Below are 17554 nucleotides of genomic sequence, written 5' to 3' on the forward strand. Positions count from 1 at the left end.
GTCAGGGTGGGAAGTTGGCTGATTTGGTGATGGTGGTGCCGTCTTTGAGTGTGTAGACGATGGTCGCTGTCGCGGCGTTGGGCGTGCATTTGTAGGACGCGGCGAAGGGGACCTGGTTATAGGGTTCGGTGCAACCCGTGAGGGTGAGGTGCTGGAGTTGGATGATGTCAGACGCGACGATTTTATATGGGGTGTCGGTTCCGTTCATAATCCGCACCATGGGCTTCAAGTGAACTGGCGTCGCCCGGAAACTGGTGAGATCCCCATTGAGGCGATACTGCACACGAACCCAACGGGTTCCGTCGGCTGGCAGAAGCGTCACAGTCAGTTCAGATTGGATAGGGATCCATTGGAAAGTGTTGTCATCATCCACGATATCGCCGTGAATGTACATTTCCACCTGATCATCATCAAAGCCGTCGATCCAAGGTAACACGGTGACCTGATTGCTATCTGACCATACCTTATCGTCCTTAATGCGAAGGCCTTCGCCTACATAGGCTGGATCCGATGTGACTTTTATTTCCTCACGCAGACAGAAATTCTCAGCCTCATCGCGAATTTGCACCGTCAAATTCTTGACTCCGGTTCCTGCGGTCAGCTTAAGCGGAACACGTTCGCCTGATCCGGTAAATTCATTAAAAACATTCGGGTCGCTGACATCACCAAAAACCCGATAAAAGACAGGCCCATCGTTCTCAGCGTAAACCTTCAATTCGAAGTACCGGTTTTGTGACCCTGCTCCGCGCACTTCCACGCGACAGTTGGTCGGTGCCGTCGTCTTCTTGCGAATTTGAATGGTTTTCAATTCCGTTTCATTCTTAAAATCGTTGCGCAACTTGACACGCAGCGTCTTCACACCGTCATCTTCCGTGAGATGGACGGGAACTTTGCTATGTTGGGGGATGGTGCGCCAGCTGCCTTTGGGATTTTCTTCGATGGAGAGATCGCCCTCAATCCATATTTCGTTGGTCAACGGATCGCGGCTCTCTGAAACAAGCAACACCACATGGGAATCATTCGTCGCAGTGCTGTCAAATCCCACGATCGGGTTGTCTGGTGATTCGAGACTATAGGACCATTTTATAGAGTCCTGCAACAACGGTGTTCCATCGCTCTTGAAAAACTGAATGTTCACGACATAGTCCCCAACCTCCGCATACTGGAGTTTGGTGCGTTCCTTAACAGGCACTTCCGTATCAAGGGGGACATCAGCCGAAAAACCATGGCCACTGAGCTTGAAGGTAAGCTGGTCGACATCTGCACCTTCAATGATGAGGGTGTTTTCCAGCTGAGCTGTGTATTTGGCTTCGATGTAGTAGCGGAATTGAGGAATGGCAGAAACATCGATCTTGTTATTGCCACAGGCTGCCAGGAGCCAGGCAAAAACACTGATGATCAATGTTACATAAAACTGCACGTTCCACCTCATCTTACGGCTGCGAGCCGGGAAAGCTTAACCAAAGTCAGCTTTCACCGGCTCGCCCTGGGTACTCAGCTTAAGGATAGGTCAGCTTGGTAACATCAACGTTGAAGTACTTGTAGGACGAACCGCCGGATTGGATTACAAAGATCATATTAGGATTATTGTGCATTTGGTTCGGACCAGTTACAAAGGCATTAAAACCTCCGGGGGCTTCTGTAAACTGATCGTCTGCTAGCACGTCACGTCCCGCGCTAGTGAAGAGGGATTGAGCCTCTGAATACTCCAACGTTCCGTCGTATGTATCAGCGACAAGCACGTATTTCAGAGTCGTCATATCATTCGAACCGCAGCTATAATTGGGGCCAGTGCCACTGATCGGCACGAGACAATCCACTTTGAATGTAAACTCGCCAGCACCACCTGTGGTCACTGCCGTCAATGTCACCCCAGTAATGTCCATGTTCGCAGCATCAGTACCAGTTACGCTCAAAGCATGCGAAGCACCCACGACTGTTTTAGCGATTGTCTCGGCTGCGCCTGCGACGAACTGTGTAAAGGTATAAGAGACAGCTTCGGTCCCTGTGATTGGGTTATTTAACTGTGAGCTCACCACAACCGTCAATTTATTTGCAGGATTGCCAGACTCCTGGAAGGTGGCAATATCATTATTTGCAAATGTTGTGAACGGATCCCCCGACGGAAGGGTTGTCGATACATAGCTTATCCCGCCATAAGTAAATCCCGTTAGTTTCACCAGACAATCGCGGTCAAATTTATAGACATCAACACTGGGGTTTGCATTCGTGATATCTGCTGTTAAGCCCGAAGCGCAACCTTCGAGTCTCATGGTGTAAGAACTCGCGCCAGCCAGAGAAAAACCCTTCTCCGAAAGGTTCACTCCAACACTGATCGTCTCTCTCCGCGCCGCATCCGGATCCTCGGCGCCATCCGTACCCGAAACACTCTGAAGTTTCGGCCCGCAGGCGGCCAGACTCATGGCCATGCCGACAGCTACCAGACCCTGAGTTACTTTCAAATTCATGGACGACTCCTATGTTTTTTAGCGTCGAATTCTTCGTCGCGTAAAGAATGAGCTTGGCTATTCCCCAGCTATCCAATATGCACCACTGTTCGGTGCCCCGAACCCGCTCTTTAAGCAAACCGCAAAGACCTCCATAAACCCCGGTAAAGACAGGGAGTTTGGAGGTTAAAAAGAATTATTTCTTATCCGTAACAAAACAGGCCGACCCACTTTTTTTCAAGGGGTCCTTACCCGACGGAAGAATCCGTCCCCTCAGACAGCGACATCACACTTTCCACCGCCATAACCCGCAGATCCCGCCGCGCCGCATAACAAAGATCCACCGTCTGGCTCCAGGCAGCCTCCGAGACCTCCCGGAGGGACAGCCCAGATTCAGGGCGGAAAGGCTGCAAATGAATCATCATGTCTATAACAGGGGCCTGCATCACCTTCCACAAATGCGGCATCAGCGCCGCATCATCAATCCAGGCCTGCTCTTCGTGCCTCGCGTAATGCAACCCCGCCAGCCAGATCTCAACCCCGGGCTCGCGCAGCACCGCAACATTCCCCCGATGCCACTGCTGCCGCCGCGGAGCCACCCCGGCCGTGGTGGTCCCTTCCGGAAACACGCAGTACGGAAGATCTGGAATCCTGCTCTGCAAAGAGCGCAAGGTCCGAAACCTGGCCATCACATGGCCACGATCCACAAATATCGTATTGCACATCCGGATCACCGACCCAATCACCGGCCAGCTCGCAATACAGTCCTTGGCAATAAATCCCATAGGGAAAAGCGAACCCAAGGCCAGGATATCCCAGTAGGAAACATGATTGCTCAACAGCAGAAAAGTCTCCCCGACTCGGGGCCTCGACCCACGCACATGCAACCTCAACCCACAGACCCAGGTCATGACTCTTAAATGTCGCTGCATCACCCGCGCCACCAGGTTTTGTCCTGACAGAGAGCCGCGACCCATAAGCGACAACAGCCCAACGCTGATGAACAAACTCAGCATGACCATAAGAAGAACCAGCAAACGCCAGATCGAGCGAAGATACTTTCCCATAAAACTCACCTCGGTAGACCGAACTTACCTCCACTCTCTCACCGTCGTCATGCAATTTATCGCTTCTTTACCGAGAATTTAATACGCATTCAAAAGCATGACCTAGACTATTCCCATGAGAAGAAAACGTTCCTTACTGCCAGGAGTGGAGCATGCAACCCGATCACGCCTTCGCCCCGATGTGGACCTGCGAATCCTTGGGACTGGATACCGAGCTGCCATCCACCTGGAGAGCCAAGGTTCCCATTCACCTGGATCAGTCGCGCTACATCATTAAAACAGCCGACAGTCTGGAGGAATTCCGACAGGTGATCGACCTCCGCTCGGCAGTCTTCATCGAGGAATTTGCCGGCAAAACCAATTCGCAACGCCTGGACCTTGAACCGCGGGATCATGATGCCGACTTTATCATCATCCAGGACCGCGAAAACCGTGAGGTGCTGGCCAGCTATCGTCTGCTCTGCTCCGAATTCACCGAAGATTTTTATTCCTGCAGCGAGTTCAACATCGACAAGTTTCTGGATACACCTGGAAAAAAACTGGAACTCAGCCGCGCCTGCGTCCGCCCCGACAAACGCAGCAAAGGCATCTTCGTGCATCTCCTCTGGCGCGGGCTCGCGGCATACAGTGCAGCGGTTGGCAGTCGCTACCTCTTTGGCTGCTCCAGCATTCAAAGTCTCGATCTCAGACACCTCGTTCAGGTTTATCAGTATCTTTATCAAAGCGGCTGTCTGGATGATCGTTTCCCCGTTCAACCCGTGTCCGGCTACTCCATCATCGACCGGGACGGGCTTTTGGCTCTGGCCTTGAAAACCCCTGTTCTGGACGGGGAAGGTCTTCTGCCTCCGATTCTTGCAGGCTATCTGAAGGCCGGGGCCCGCGTTTATGGAGCGCCGGCTTTCGATCAGGATTTCCAGTGTCTCGATCTCTTTACGGTTCTGGACTTTGACTGTCTTGCGGAGGCGCATGGGCGCAAATACCTGCGCACCTGAGGAAATGAGGCTGACCTTTGTATTCTGCATTTAAAGATTTTCCCGAGCTGGAGGACCTCCATGCCTGTGCCGACAGCATCAGCACAGTGGGCGAGGTTCGCGAGGAAGCGTGGGTCCGTTATCGGCACCACGATTTTCCTATTTTAAGCTTTCGCTTTGGCACCACCGAGCCCGAGGCCCCCACCCTTCTGTTTGTGGCCGGCGTGCACGGTCTGGAAAAAATCGGCACGCATGTGGTGACCTCGTTTTTGAAATCCTTCATCCGCCTCGTGCAGTGGGATCATACACTCATTCATCTGCTCAGCAGCTGCCGCATCCTCTTTTATCCGCTGGTCAATCCGGTCGGCATGTTTTTGAACACACGCTGCAACGGTCGGGGGGTGGACCTCATGCGCAATGCCCCCATCGATGCCGAAGAGGCCACGCTGCCTCTGGTCGGCGGCCATCGGCTTGGGCCGTGGCTGCCCTGGTATCGCGGAGAGGCTTTGGAGCCGATGGAAATCGAAGCCACCACACTCTGCAATTTTGTACGTAAACATGTTTTTCCTTCACGCCATTCCCTGATCCTGGATATGCATTCCGGGTTCGGGCTGGTGGACCGGCTGTGGTTCCCCTATGCCTGGTCGCATCGCTACTATCCGCAAGCCCCCAGAGTTCTGGCTCTGAAAAAACTTCTGGATCAAAGCTATCCGCATCATGTTTATGTCATCGAACCTCAGCATCATTCCTATACCACGCATGGCGATCTTTGGGATTACCTGAGTCTTGAGCACCAGGCTTCGTTTGCCTCCGGCGTGATGCTTCCTTTGACCATGGAGATGGGATCCTGGCATTGGGTCAGGAAAAATCCCCGACAGATGTTCAGCAGTTTCGGCATCTTCAATCCTGTGCTGCCGCATCGGGTGAAGCGAACCGAGCGTCGGCATTTTTTTCTTTTTGATTTTTTGGTCAAGGCCATCGCCTCGGGGGATCGCTGGGCGGAACTGGACGGTCAAAAAAAAATCTTTCTGGAAAGAAAAGCCCGACAGCTTTGGTATGCGGTGCGCCGCTGATCGAAAAGTAAGGAGTCGCGAAACATCCATAAACTCGCCTGCCTTGGTAAAAATCCTGCAAAATCCATGATCTTCCTATCAAGACGGCTCTCCCAGACTCCGAGGGCGCAAGCAATGTGAGTCTGTAGGAGAAAGATCATGTTGAAAAGAGCTCTCGGGCTTTGGATCGGGTTTTGTCTTCTGGCGCCGATCGCCCCAAGCCAAACCAGTCGTTTAAGTTTTCCGATTCATATGAATATGAACCCCAATACGCAGGATCTGGATCTTCTGGCCAGCAAAGCGAGGCTTTGGGATGGGCAGCAGATGCTGACGGCCGGTTTTGATTTTCAGAACATCCGTTGCGAGATTCGCGAGCCACGCCTCAAGTGTTTTGGCAACGTTTATCTGGATGCTTCCGAGCTGCCCGACTCCACCGTGGAGTGGGTGCTGACCTTTGATTGGAATCTCAACGATCAGCATGATGCCAATGAACCCTTGATTCGTCCTCGCGCCGCTGCTCAGCCTGGTGCCCGGGTGCGGGCTTTCACCACAGCGGTCACGGAGGGGACCGCGGTGGTTTACACGGAGCCGGAATGCAGCTGCCGCAACCGGGAAGCGTCCTGTTTGGAAAAACAAACCTGGCAGGTTCTCATTCGGGAAAAAGCGTCGGGGAACCTACTCTGGGGTCCCGAAACGCAGTCGACTCTGCTCGACGCGAGCTGCCAGGCTGTGCTGCTTTTGGGACGCGAGGCCAATCTTGATCCGGCTCTGATCCGGCGCGATGCAGCTGAACTTCAACTCCATCTCGTTGGCCTTAATCAAACGGAACAGCGTTTGGATTTTCATTGGCTCAGTAGCCGCGGCAAGGATGGAACGCAAGGACCCCAGGGCCCACGTGGTGATACGGGTCCGGCCGGACCGGTGGGGCCTCAGGGACCTCGCGGGGATGTCGGGCCGGTTGGTCCGCAGGGGCTCATGGGTCCCAAAGGGGATCCCGGTGCGGAAGGTCCGCGCGGGGATGTCGGGCCCATCGGTCCATCAGGTCCGGAAGGTCCGCGCGGCGAGACCGGTCCGATCGGTCCGCGGGGAGCCATCGGTCCGCAAGGCCCCAAAGGTGATATGGGTGACGAAGGTCCCATCGGACCGCAGGGTCCGCAAGGCATTAAAGGTGAAAAAGGCGATATTGGTCCCACCGGACTTCCAGGTCCCAAGGGTGACCAGGGTGATGCCGGACCAGCCGGACCCATCGGTCCCGCGGGCCCCAAGGGTGATAAAGGTGATCCAGGTCCGCGCGGTGAATCAGGACCCAAAGGCGATATCGGACCGGAAGGTCCGGCAGGTCCTGCTGGACCGCAGGGTGCTGCGGGCCCAGCGGGTCCCGAAGGTCCAAGCGGTCCGGCCGGTCCTCAGGGCGAAAAAGGCAACACGGGACCAGAAGGTCCCATGGGTCCCGCGGGCCCGGCAGGTCCAAAAGGTGATACCGGACCTCAAGGAGAAAAGGGTGATCCGGGTCCCCAGGGCCTTGCGGGCGAACGTGGTGAAGCCGGACCGAAAGGCGATCCAGGCCCGGCCGGACCGCAGGGTGAAAAAGGCGATCCAGGTCCCGAAGGTCCAATGGGTCCCACCGGACCAAAAGGCGACACCGGCCCGGCCGGACCGCAAGGTGAACAAGGCACGCAAGGCGACATCGGACCCATAGGACCCACCGGACCCAAGGGCGATACCGGCCCGGCCGGACCACAAGGTGAAAAAGGTGAAGCCGGACCCGAGGGACCCATGGGACCAATCGGACCCAAAGGCGACACCGGCCCGGCCGGACCACAAGGTGAAAAAGGTGAAGCCGGACCCGTTGGCCCCGAAGGCCCAAAAGGTGAAATCGGACCCATTGGCCCCATAGGCCCTGCCGGCCCCCAAGGCGAAAAAGGTGAAAAGGGCGATTTAGGTCCCGCAGGTCCCACCGGACCGCAGGGTGAAGCCGGTCCCATCGGCCCACAGGGAGAGAAAGGCGATAAAGGCGACAAAGGCGATACCGGACCCATTGGCCCCGCTGGTCCACAGGGCGAAGCCGGCCCAATTGGACCTCAGGGAGAAAAAGGAGACATCGGACCCGCTGGTCCCGTAGGCCCGATCGGTCCCAAGGGTGAAACCGGCGCAGCCGGCCCCACCGGACCACAAGGAGAAAAGGGCGACAAAGGCGACCCGGGACCTGAAGGCCCACGCGGCATTCCCGGCGAATCGGGCGCCACGGGCGAAATTGGTCCCGCAGGTCCCAAAGGAGACAGCGGTCCTGCTGGACCCCAAGGCGCAACGGGTCCCGAAGGTCCCATGGGTCCTGCAGGTCCACAGGGAGAAACAGGCGCTCCCGGTCCGCAGGGTGAAAAAGGCGACAAAGGTGACACAGGACCTGCTGGCCCCATAGGCCCAGCCGGACCCAAAGGGGAAACCGGACCCGCCGGTCCACAAGGCGAAAAAGGTGACGCAGGCCCGGCAGGCCCCATGGGCCCGACCGGACCCAAAGGTGAAACCGGCGCCGCCGGACCCAGCGGACCGCAGGGAGAAAAGGGCGACAAAGGCGACCCGGGACCCGAAGGCCCACGCGGCATTCCCGGTGAATCCGGTGCAACCGGCGCCCAGGGTCCGCAGGGTGAACCTGGACCCCAAGGTCCTAAAGGCGACATCGGCCCGGTCGGGCCTGAAGGTCCTCAGGGCGAAACCGGACCCGTAGGTCCGCAGGGTCCCAAGGGGGAAACGGGTGCGAAAGGTGAGACCGGGCCCGTGGGCCCCATTGGTCCGGAAGGCCCCAAAGGCGATACCGGTCCCGCCGGACCTCAGGGCTCGAAAGGGGAAACCGGTCCCGCCGGACCAAAAGGCGACCAGGGTGGGCCCGGACCTGTTGGCCCGCAAGGACCCCAGGGTATCCGGGGCGAAACCGGAGCGACAGGAGCCACCGGTCCCATGGGCCCGGAAGGCCCCAAAGGCGATACCGGCGAACCGGGACCACGCGGCCCGAAAGGCGAAACCGGTGAAACCGGAGAAACAGGTCCACAAGGACCCAAGGGTGAAGTCGGTCCGCAAGGTCCCAAGGGTGACGTCGGCCCCATCGGTCCCCAGGGTCCCAAGGGCGACACCGGCCCGGCCGGTCCCCAAGGACCCAAGGGCGAAACCGGCGCCACCGGCCTCCAGGGCCCTAAAGGCGACAAAGGTGATACCGGACCCGCTGGTCCACAAGGCCCTCAAGGCGTCACGGGAGAAACCGGTGCGACCGGCGCCACGGGTCCGATGGGTCCGGCTGGTCCCGCGGGCCCGGAAGGTCCACGCGGTGTGAAGGGAGAAACCGGCGCCAAAGGCGACAAGGGCGACAAAGGCGATCCCGGTCCGGAAGGTCCCATGGGACCGATAGGCCCGCGTGGCCCCAAAGGGGAAACGGGCGCCACCCCCGACCTCGCTCCGATTTTGCAGCGTCTCGAAGCAGTCGAGCGCGCCCTCGGCATCACGCCCTAACTCAAAAAAAACGGCTCCGGACCTGTTCCGGAGCCTTCTTTTTCCCAACCGGATTGCCTGCTCTGGATGCCCGCAACCCCGGGATCCCATTCACCAATCCCAATCACTCCCAAATCGTAAGGCGCAAGAGGCCTCAGCTCATCGATAGAAAAGTGGGCGCCCGTTGATTTTTCCAAACCCTGAACGCAGCCCGCGCCTCACGACGGAAGGAGCATCTTAATGAAACGAGTTTTGCTGATCGACGATGATCCCGTCTTTACTTCGATCGCCACCCAGGCGTGTCGGGATTATGGATTTGAAATTGAAAGCGTCCCGAGCCTCACGCAATTCAAACTGCAAAGTCTGGACGGCTACGACGCCTTCATGGTGGATTACGATCTGGAGGACGGCACCGGCGATCAGGTTCTGGAGTTTCTCACGGAAAATAAAATCGATCGTCCCGTCGCCATGATCAGCGCGACCAATCATGTGGAGGATGCCGATTCCACTGTCATTCTTCATCCCTATACGTTTGTTAGCAAATGGCAGGATACGGAAAGTTTTTTTCAGGAGTTGCAAAAAGTTCTTTGAGGGAGTGGAGCGGCCTCCGCTCCCCTTTTCCTATCCTTGCTCTTGACTGGAGAAAGCCCTAATATTTTCCATACCCATTCCAATTCATGGAGTCCCGTTATGAAAGCATTGGCCTTGACCTTTGTTACTGTCACCTTTGTGAGTCTGGGTTTATCCACCGCTTGCGGCAGTGGCTCGGACGAGGATGAAGCGGCCGCCACGTCCTCGTACACCTACGTTGCCGACACCAAGGCCATCATCGATGGCAGCTGCGCAACCACCGACTGTCATGCAGCCGGCAGCGTAAACAAACCCATGACAACTCTGGACGAAATCAAGGCCATCGGTCCCACGAAAATGATCACCCGACTCAAGGCCACCGACAGCACCCGCATGCCCCAGGACGACAGCACCTTCGAAACCAGCGAAGAAGGAAAGATCCTCCTCGACTGGCTCGCCGGCGGCGCTGACTTGAAATAAGATGGTTCCGGATCTGGCCAGGCGACCAGATCCATCCCTTGCCTTACCAGCGTTCCATCGCCTGATGCGCGGTCACATAAATCATGTTCACCACTTCATCCGTCGTCGCACTGATCTGCAGGACGTTGGCCGGTTTCTGCATGCCGTGCAGTATGGGTCCAATCAGTGAAGCCTGACCGATCTGAGCCATCATCTTGTATGAGATGTTGGCCGAAGCCAGATCCGGGAAGATCAATACATTCGCATCACCCGTGAGGCCACAGAAGGGAAATTCGCGCTCCCGCAGACCGGCATTCAACGCCACATCCATCTGCATCTCGCCATCGATCTCAAGTTCGGGTCGCAGCTGCCGCACAAGGCGCACTGCTTCCGCCACCTTCATCGCATCCGGGGAACGATTCGTTCCGAAACTCGAAAAGCTCAGCATGGCCACCCGAATCGGATCCTTCGTATAACGCTCCGCAACAGCCACCGTGCTCAGCGCAATTTCCGCCAGCTTTTCCGCATCAGGATTTTCGTTGACCGTGCAATCGGCAAAGAAGAACTGCCGATCCCTTTGCATCACCATGTAAATCCCAGCCAGCGTTTGCTTCTCATGCACGCCGATCACTTCGAGCAGCGGGCGAATGGAAGGACCATAAGGTTCCACCACACCGGACACCACACCATCCACATCCCCGCACTCCAGCATCATCGCCGCAAAGTAGTTGTAGTTATGCAGCAACTGGCGGGCTCCGCTTTGCGAGACACCCTTGCGTTGGCGTTCCTGAAAGAGCCGGGCGGCGTATTCATCAAACTTTTTCGAATGCACCGGGGCGATGATCTCGACCTTGTCCTGGAAATTCAACAGCCCAAACTTTTTCGCATTGACCAGGATACGCTCGGGATTGCCGATCAGGGAAATATCCAAATCCCCCTCATCCACCACCTGGGCCGCAGCCCGCAGAATCCGGCGATCATAGGAGTTGGGTATCACGATGCGCGCCTTGCGTCCCTTGCTCTTATGCACCGCATGAACTTCACGTTGAATGCCACGCATCATACTCTGGGTTGGTCCCAGGATATGTTCGATCTGCTCGGCATAGCGGGCGATATCAATCGGCCGTCGCGCCACGCCTGAATCCATCGCGGCCTTGGCCACAGCCGGCGCCACATGAAAGAGCACCCGCGGATCCACAGGCTTGGGAATCAGATAGTCCCGACCAAATTGGTAAACCTCTCCATCCTTGTACGCCTTCATCACCACATCCGGCACACTCTCGCGCGCCAGCGCGGCAATGGCCCGCACGGCCGCCAGTTTCATATCCTCATTGATCTCACGGGCTCTGACATCGAGCGCACCACGGAAAATAAAGGGGAAACCGAGCACGTTGTTCACCTGGTTCGGATAATCCGATCGGCCCGTGGCAACGATGGCATCAGGCCTCACTTCGCGCGCTGCATCCGGGCGAATTTCCGGCTCCGGGTTGGCGAGAGCGAAGATGATGGGATTCTCCGCCATTTTCATGATCATGTCGGTATTCAACGCGCGAGCCACCGAAACACCGACAAAGGCATCGGCCCCATCCAGAGCTTCCGCCAGGGTCCGCAGCTCGGTATCATGAGCAAAACGCTCCTTATACTGATTCAGGTCCTTGCGTCCCTTGTATACAACACCTTTGCTGTCACAGAGCACAAGGTTCCGCGGCTTGACGCCGAGCGAGAGGAAAAGATTCGCACAGGCGATCGCCGCGGCTCCTGCGCCCGAGAACACCACGCGAACGTCCTCAATTCTTTTCTCGGCCACTTCCAGTGCATTCAAGAACGCGGCCGCCGCGATGATTGCCGTTCCATGCTGGTCATCGTGGAAGACCGGGATATTCATCTGCTCGCGCAATTTTTCCTCGATATAAAAGCACTCCGGCGCTTTGATATCCTCAAGGTTGATGCCACCAAAGGTGGGCTCCAGGGCCTTGACGCAGGCGATGAATTGATCCGGATCCTTGGCATTCACTTCGATATCGAAGACGTCGATATCAGCAAATTTCTTGAAGAGCATGGCCTTGCCTTCCATCACGGGCTTGGCGGCATGCGGTCCAATATCGCCAAGTCCCAGCACGGCCGTGCCATTGGAAATCACGCCCACCAGGTTGCCGCGACCGGTATAGATAAAGGAATCCTCTTCATTCCTTTCGATTTCCAGACAAGGCACCGCCACACCCGGAGAATAGGCCAAAGTCAAATCATGCTGCGTTGCAGCCGGTTTTTTGATTCCCGTAAATATCTTTCCCGCGGGCGCGCGACGATGATATTCGAGCGCATCCTGTTCCATGGTTCTTGGAATGTCCTGATCGCCTGTCTCATTATGGTTCTGTTGACTCATGACCTTTTATTCCTTCAAGCTGAAGCTTTAGAGCGTTCATGCTATCGCTCCGCCTCCAGGCTGTCAAACCCGATACTGTACGCGTTTTGTTCAACAGGCAAGCCATGCATTTGAGGTTGCTTTTCCAATCGTGGCTCGCTAATTAGGAGGAAGGGAACCATCCCGACATTCAAATTCCGAAGGACATGCACCTCGCCCACGCCTTCTTTCGGAACTTCATGACCTGATAGGGAGAAAGCTTTATGCAAGCACGTTGGGTGCTCGGCCTTGCGTTGTCTTATCCTGCGTTCGGCGCCGTGCAGGTGGAATGGAATGCCCCTTTAGCGGAATGCCACCCCATCGATCTCACTGTTTCCGCGGAAGGCCGAAGTTATGTCACCTGTCACCAGCCTTTTGGCCGTGCGATCGAGGTTTATAGCTACGACTTGACGGGACGTCTGGCCGCTTCCCAATCCCTGCCTGCTGTCCAGCAGGAGAGTCTTCTGCCGCGCGATCTGCTCCTGCATGAGGGCTTTCTTTACCTCAGTCTGACCGTGCAAAAGGCCGGAGCCCCACAGGGTCGACTACTGGCCCTGGATCCCGCGACTTTGCAGATTGTATGGCAGAAGGATGAGCCCCAATTCATTGGCAACAATCTGGTGCCTTTGCCGACGGGAGGGTTGTGGTGGCTGGGTGTGAAGGATGCCGCGAACAATGACATCCAGGCCTTTCGCTTCAACCGTGAGGGTCTGGTGCAGGCTTCCTTTCGGTATGATAGCGGTGCCGACGATCAGCTGGGATTGGAGCGCCGCAGCGGGGCAGCCGCTCCTGCCGCCGGTCTTTACATTGGTGGCTATTCCCAGGTTTTTCATGTCACGGCCGATGGAACCTTGCAGTGGAAAGTCGATTTTCCCAGCAGCGCAATCATGAGTCGGGCACAGGGCGAACTCATCGTGACCCATATGCGCGCGCCGCAGGGCGCCACCGCAGAATTTAATGCCGAAGGGCGACGCCTATGGGAACTCGATCAGGGGGGTTCCGCGCTGACTTTGGCTCCTGACGCAAGCGTTTGGGTCACCGGCACCCGGGTGACGGAGGACATTGCCGGCTGGGATGTCCGCGTGCTGCATATCAGTGCGAGCGGGCAGCTGAAGACTGTGGATCTTTATGAAGGTCCTTTGCAGGATCGCGCGGTGGATATTGGAACGGATTCTCGGGGCAACGCCTATGTGCTGGCGTCGAGTTATGTTAAATCCGGCTTGATCGGCATGCAGGATCGCTATTTGATCTTAAAATACAATCCCGAAGGGCGGCGTTTATGGAGTCATTTGTATGGTGCCAACGGTTTGCCGGAAGCGCTGCAGGTCACCGCACAGGGCGCTGTTTATGCCTTGGGTCGTGACGGAACCATTCGGCTTCAGGACTGACTGACTTTAATGCCTGGCATTCAGCGGCCGCTGCGCCTGATGATATAAGGGATAAAAGGCAGCGGATAAAGCAAAAGAAACAGATTCGGCATCCACCACAGCCATGAAAAATCGTTCCGCAGCGTCCAAAAGCTGAGAGCCTGCAGACCGGCGCAAAACGAAAAAACGAGCGACATCAGCGCCATGGGCAGGGCTTTGCCGGATCGTCTGGCGGCCAGATAAAGGCTGAACAAACCTGTGAAGGCTATGAGCCCATCCAGCACCACGAACGACCAGTTCCAATCCATCAGCAGCGGCTGATCATGATCCTTGAAAAGCCAGGACCTGGGAACCTGATCAAACACGGCCAACAGCCAGTAGGCTATAAAACCCAGGTCAACGACCACAAAACAGGTGCGAAGCCCTGATGGCAAAAGGTCAGGCGCAGAAAACATCCGCTGCTTTGGTCGGCCCATGTTGGGATCCCCCTTGGCGACTGGCTGCACGATGGCTAGCCCTTGGCTGCAATGTACTCTTTCCATACTAAGATACTTGGATGTCAGGATCACCAGGAAATTACTGCATCTCATGAAAAAATTGTCGTGTGCCCGGACTTGCAGCCCGCGTCAGGAGGCATTTTTTGCCTATCCAATCGCGCAAAACCCTGATGCATCATGCTTTGACATCAAAACCCCTCTTGCCCGGCGCGGCGCAGACGGCTCCCAGAGTCGGACCCTGTGAGCTGAATACAACACCCTCATCTACAAGCAATTATGCAAGAGCCTCAAAATATAATTGTTTGACAGAATCTGATGGCCTACGATGCGAAGCATGAATCGAACCATAGATCAATGAGGCGAAGCATGCCGATTCAATTGGAAAGCCCGCGCCTGATTCTGGACGAGGTCACAGCTCAGGATGTGCACGCGATACACCGCTATGCATCGGATCCTGAAGTGGTGCGCTATCAAAATTGGGGCCCCAACACCTTCCAGCAAACCGAGGAATTTGTACAGCAGGTTCTGCAGTGGCAGTATGAAAACCCGCGCCGCTACTACGTCCTCGCCATTCGCAAGAAAGGACAGCAGCGCATGCTCGGAGCGGTCTCTCTGGAAATCGATGAGCAGCTGCCGTATGCTGCGTTTGGCTTTTCCCTGGCGCGTGACATGTGGGGTCAGGGTTTTGCCACGGAAGCGGCGCTCCGATTGATTACGCATGTGGAAGAACGCATGCCCCTGACGCGCCTCACGGCATCCTGCGACTGCCGCAATGTTGCCTCACAGAAGGTTCTGCGCAAATGCGGCTTCAAATCGATGGGCGTCATTCATCAGCACATGATGCTCCGGGATGGAATGCGCGACACCATGCTGTTCGAACTTCCCCTGCGGGCTGCGGCCGCTGCGGCTTCCTCTTGATACCACCTTCTGCATCTGCTAAAGCAGCAGCTGGTCTGCTGCACTCATGTTATTTGCGCATAAGGAGTTTCCATGCACATTCGAGCCAAGCGGCTGTCCCTGGCCGTTGCCTTCCTTTTCAGTCTGAGTTGTACATCTGTTCCCAAGGATGCCGGTGAAAAATCGACTTCCCAGCCCGCCGAGCCCGAAACCCGGGTAGAGCCGGTGGTCGATCAGCATCATGGTGTCAGCGTCACCGATCCCTATCGCTGGCTGGAGTCCAGCGACAGCAAGGATGTTCAGGAATTCATCAAGCAGCAGAATGAATACGCCAGGGCCCACCTCGACAAACTCGAGGGTCGGGATAAGATCCGTCAGCAGCTGAATGAAATCCTGGGTGCGACCTCGATCAGCTACCGCAGTCTGAAAGAGGTCAAGGGCCAGCTTTTTGCCTTGAAGCAGCAGCCGCCCAAACAGCATCGTTTCCTCGTTCTTCTGCCTTCGGCCGATCAGCCTGACAAGGAACGCATCGTGCTCGATCCGGATACGATCGAGCCCAAGGGCAAGGTGGCCATCGACTGGTATGAAGTTTCACCCAATGGCCGCTACGTCGCCGCTTCCCTTTCGGTGGACGGCAGCGAAGCCGGCGATGTTTCCATTTTTGAGGTGGCCACGGGCAAACGGGTCTTTGAAGTCGTTCCCGGTGTCAACGGTGGCACAGCCGGAGGGGATCTGGCCTGGACTCCGGATAGCAACGGTTTTTATTACACCCGCTACCCACGCGGCAACGAACGTCCCGCTGCGGACAAAATGTTTTATACACAGGTTTATTATCATAAACTCGGAACACCGAGCACGGCGGATCGCCTGGAACTCGGCAAGGATTTCTCGCGCATTGCCATGTACTTTATCGATGTGCATCCATCCGGTCATGTGCTGGTCGCCGTGCAGAAAGGCGATGGTGGAGAATTTCAGCATTACCTGAGAGGCCTTGACGGCAAGTGGAAACAGATCGCCGATTATTCGGATCGGATCGCGCAGTTCTTCTTCGGTGAGCGGAATGATCTTTATTTCATCTCACAAAAGGATGCGCCCTTCGCCAAGGTGATGAGCGTTTCACTCAAGGATCCCAATCCGACGAAAGGCAAGGTCATCATTCCTGAGGGCAAGGATGCGATCATCACCGACATCACCAATGGTGAAGGCTTTTTCGTTCACAAGGGAACGCTCTATGTCTCGTATCAAACCGGTGGACCTTCCGAGATCCGCGCCTTTGATCTCAACGGCAAACCCAAGCGCGGGCCCAAAACGCCTCCGGTTTCCGGCGTCAGCAATGTGGTCGGACTTGATAACGGAGATGTCCTCTTTGCGCTGCGGTCCTATCTGGAACCCACGGCCTACTATCGCTTCACACCAGCGAATGGCAAGACTGTAAAAACTGAATTGCAGGAAAAAAGTCCGGTGGATTTAACCGGTGTGACCGTGGTGCGGGAGATGGCGAAATCCAAGGACGGCACGCTGGTTCCGGTGAATATCATCCTTCCCAAAGGCGTGAAGCCGGGAACGCCGATTCCTTTTGTGCTGAATGGTTATGGTGGATTTGGGATCAGCATTCAACCGTCCTTCCTGGGACCACGCGCGGTCATTCTGCAGTCCGGTGTCGGTTATGCCATTGCCAACCTGCGCGGCGGCAGTGAATTCGGTGAAGCCTGGCATGCCCAGGGTTCCTTGACCAAAAAACAAAATGTCTTTGATGATTTCATCGCGGCTGCGGAACTCCTGGTGGAAAAAAAGTATGCGGAGCCGCGCAGGATTGCGATCATCGGCGGATCCAATGGTGGGCTCCTCGTCGGTGCGGCCATCACCCAGCGTCCGGAACTTTTCGCAGCGGCTGTCGCCTCAGTGGGATACTTTGATATGGTGCGCATTGAGAGTGAGCCGAATGGTCAGTTCAACTCCACCGAGTATGGAACCATTGCCAACAAGGAGCAGTTTGAAGCCATGTACGCATACTCCCCCTATCATCGCGTGAAGGATGGCACAGCCTATCCCCCGATGCTGATGCAGGTGGGAGCCACCGATCAGCGCGTGGCGCCCTGGCATTCCCGCAAGATGGCCGCGCGTCTTCAGGCGGCCTCGTCCTCGGATGCTCCCATCCTGCTTGATACGCGTTTTGATGCGGGGCATGGCATGGGCAGTTCGGTGGCGCAGCAGATCGATCAAAGTCTGGATGCCTACTCCTTCATGCTGCATTATCTGAAATCCGCACACTAAACGAGGCGAGCGAGGGTCATGTCACACCCTCGCTCGTGCTGCAGTATCGGGGATGTCGCCTTTTGAAGCTGC

Annotated in this window: 13 protein-coding genes; 8 read left to right on the forward strand and 5 right to left on the reverse strand. The window is 56.3% G+C overall.

What is annotated here, in order from left to right:
• Position 1 precedes the first annotated feature (1 nt).
• The 3 genes from OLTU_RS21210 to OLTU_RS21220 form a co-directional block, all read right to left on the reverse strand.
• Complete coding sequence (locus OLTU_RS21210; protein ID WP_141734752.1) at positions 2-1420, reverse strand: hypothetical protein; 1419 nt, start codon at positions 1418-1420, stop codon at positions 2-4.
• Positions 1421-1499: 79 nt separating this feature from the next.
• On the reverse strand, positions 1500-2468 hold the full coding sequence (locus tag OLTU_RS21215; protein ID WP_141734753.1) for a hypothetical protein: 969 nt from the start codon (positions 2466-2468) through the stop codon (positions 1500-1502).
• Between the two features lie 227 nt (positions 2469-2695).
• Positions 2696-3514, reverse strand: coding sequence for a lysophospholipid acyltransferase family protein (locus OLTU_RS21220; protein WP_141734754.1), 819 nt, complete (start codon positions 3512-3514; stop codon positions 2696-2698).
• Between the two features lie 152 nt (positions 3515-3666).
• Here OLTU_RS21220 and OLTU_RS21225 point away from each other — a divergent pair, with 152 nt between their 5' ends.
• The 5 genes from OLTU_RS21225 (at position 3667) to OLTU_RS21245 (ending at position 10067) form a co-directional block, all read left to right on the forward strand.
• Positions 3667-4506 carry a GNAT family N-acetyltransferase gene (locus OLTU_RS21225; protein ID WP_141734755.1) on the forward strand — a complete coding sequence of 280 codons (840 nt, stop codon included), beginning with the start codon at positions 3667-3669 and terminating at the stop codon, positions 4504-4506.
• Between the two features lie 17 nt (positions 4507-4523).
• Positions 4524-5558, forward strand: coding sequence for a M14 family zinc carboxypeptidase (locus OLTU_RS21230; protein WP_141734756.1), 1035 nt, complete (start codon positions 4524-4526; stop codon positions 5556-5558).
• Between the two features lie 138 nt (positions 5559-5696).
• Entirely contained in the window at positions 5697-9038 is a 3342-nt protein-coding gene (locus OLTU_RS32960; RefSeq protein ID WP_141734757.1) for a collagen-like domain-containing protein, read from the forward strand.
• A 219-nt stretch (positions 9039-9257) separates the two neighbouring features.
• Positions 9258-9608 carry a response regulator gene (locus tag OLTU_RS21240; protein WP_141734758.1) on the forward strand — a complete coding sequence of 117 codons (351 nt, stop codon included), beginning with the start codon at positions 9258-9260 and terminating at the stop codon, positions 9606-9608.
• Positions 9609-9707: 99 nt separating this feature from the next.
• Positions 9708-10067, forward strand: coding sequence for a hypothetical protein (locus OLTU_RS21245; RefSeq protein WP_141734759.1), 360 nt, complete (start codon positions 9708-9710; stop codon positions 10065-10067).
• Between the two features lie 43 nt (positions 10068-10110).
• Here OLTU_RS21245 and OLTU_RS21250 read toward each other — a convergent pair whose 3' ends face one another.
• Positions 10111-12429: an NADP-dependent malic enzyme gene (locus OLTU_RS21250; protein ID WP_245676834.1), complete on the reverse strand. Its 2319-nt coding sequence runs from the start codon at positions 12427-12429 to the stop codon at positions 10111-10113.
• Between the two features lie 242 nt (positions 12430-12671).
• Between OLTU_RS21250 and OLTU_RS21255 the strand changes: the two genes are divergently transcribed.
• Positions 12672-13835 (forward strand): outer membrane protein assembly factor BamB family protein, encoded by a 1164-nt coding sequence (locus OLTU_RS21255; protein WP_141734760.1) that lies wholly within the window; start codon positions 12672-12674, stop codon positions 13833-13835.
• Positions 13836-13855: 20 nt separating this feature from the next.
• Here the strand turns inward: OLTU_RS21255 and OLTU_RS21260 are convergent, their stop codons facing one another.
• Positions 13856-14290: a DUF5360 family protein gene (locus OLTU_RS21260; RefSeq protein ID WP_218110172.1), complete on the reverse strand. Its 435-nt coding sequence runs from the start codon at positions 14288-14290 to the stop codon at positions 13856-13858.
• 387 nt (positions 14291-14677) lie between these two features.
• Here OLTU_RS21260 and OLTU_RS21265 point away from each other — a divergent pair, with 387 nt between their 5' ends.
• Complete coding sequence (locus OLTU_RS21265) at positions 14678-15229, forward strand: GNAT family N-acetyltransferase (RefSeq protein ID WP_176736827.1); 552 nt, start codon at positions 14678-14680, stop codon at positions 15227-15229.
• A 72-nt stretch (positions 15230-15301) separates the two neighbouring features.
• On the forward strand, positions 15302-17482 hold the full coding sequence (locus OLTU_RS21270; protein ID WP_141734762.1) for a prolyl oligopeptidase family serine peptidase: 2181 nt from the start codon (positions 15302-15304) through the stop codon (positions 17480-17482).
• The last annotated feature ends 72 nt before the right edge of the window (positions 17483-17554 follow it).

This window comes from Oligoflexus tunisiensis (assembly GCF_001748245.1).
Lineage (GTDB): Bacteria > Bdellovibrionota_B > Oligoflexia > Oligoflexales > Oligoflexaceae > Oligoflexus > Oligoflexus tunisiensis.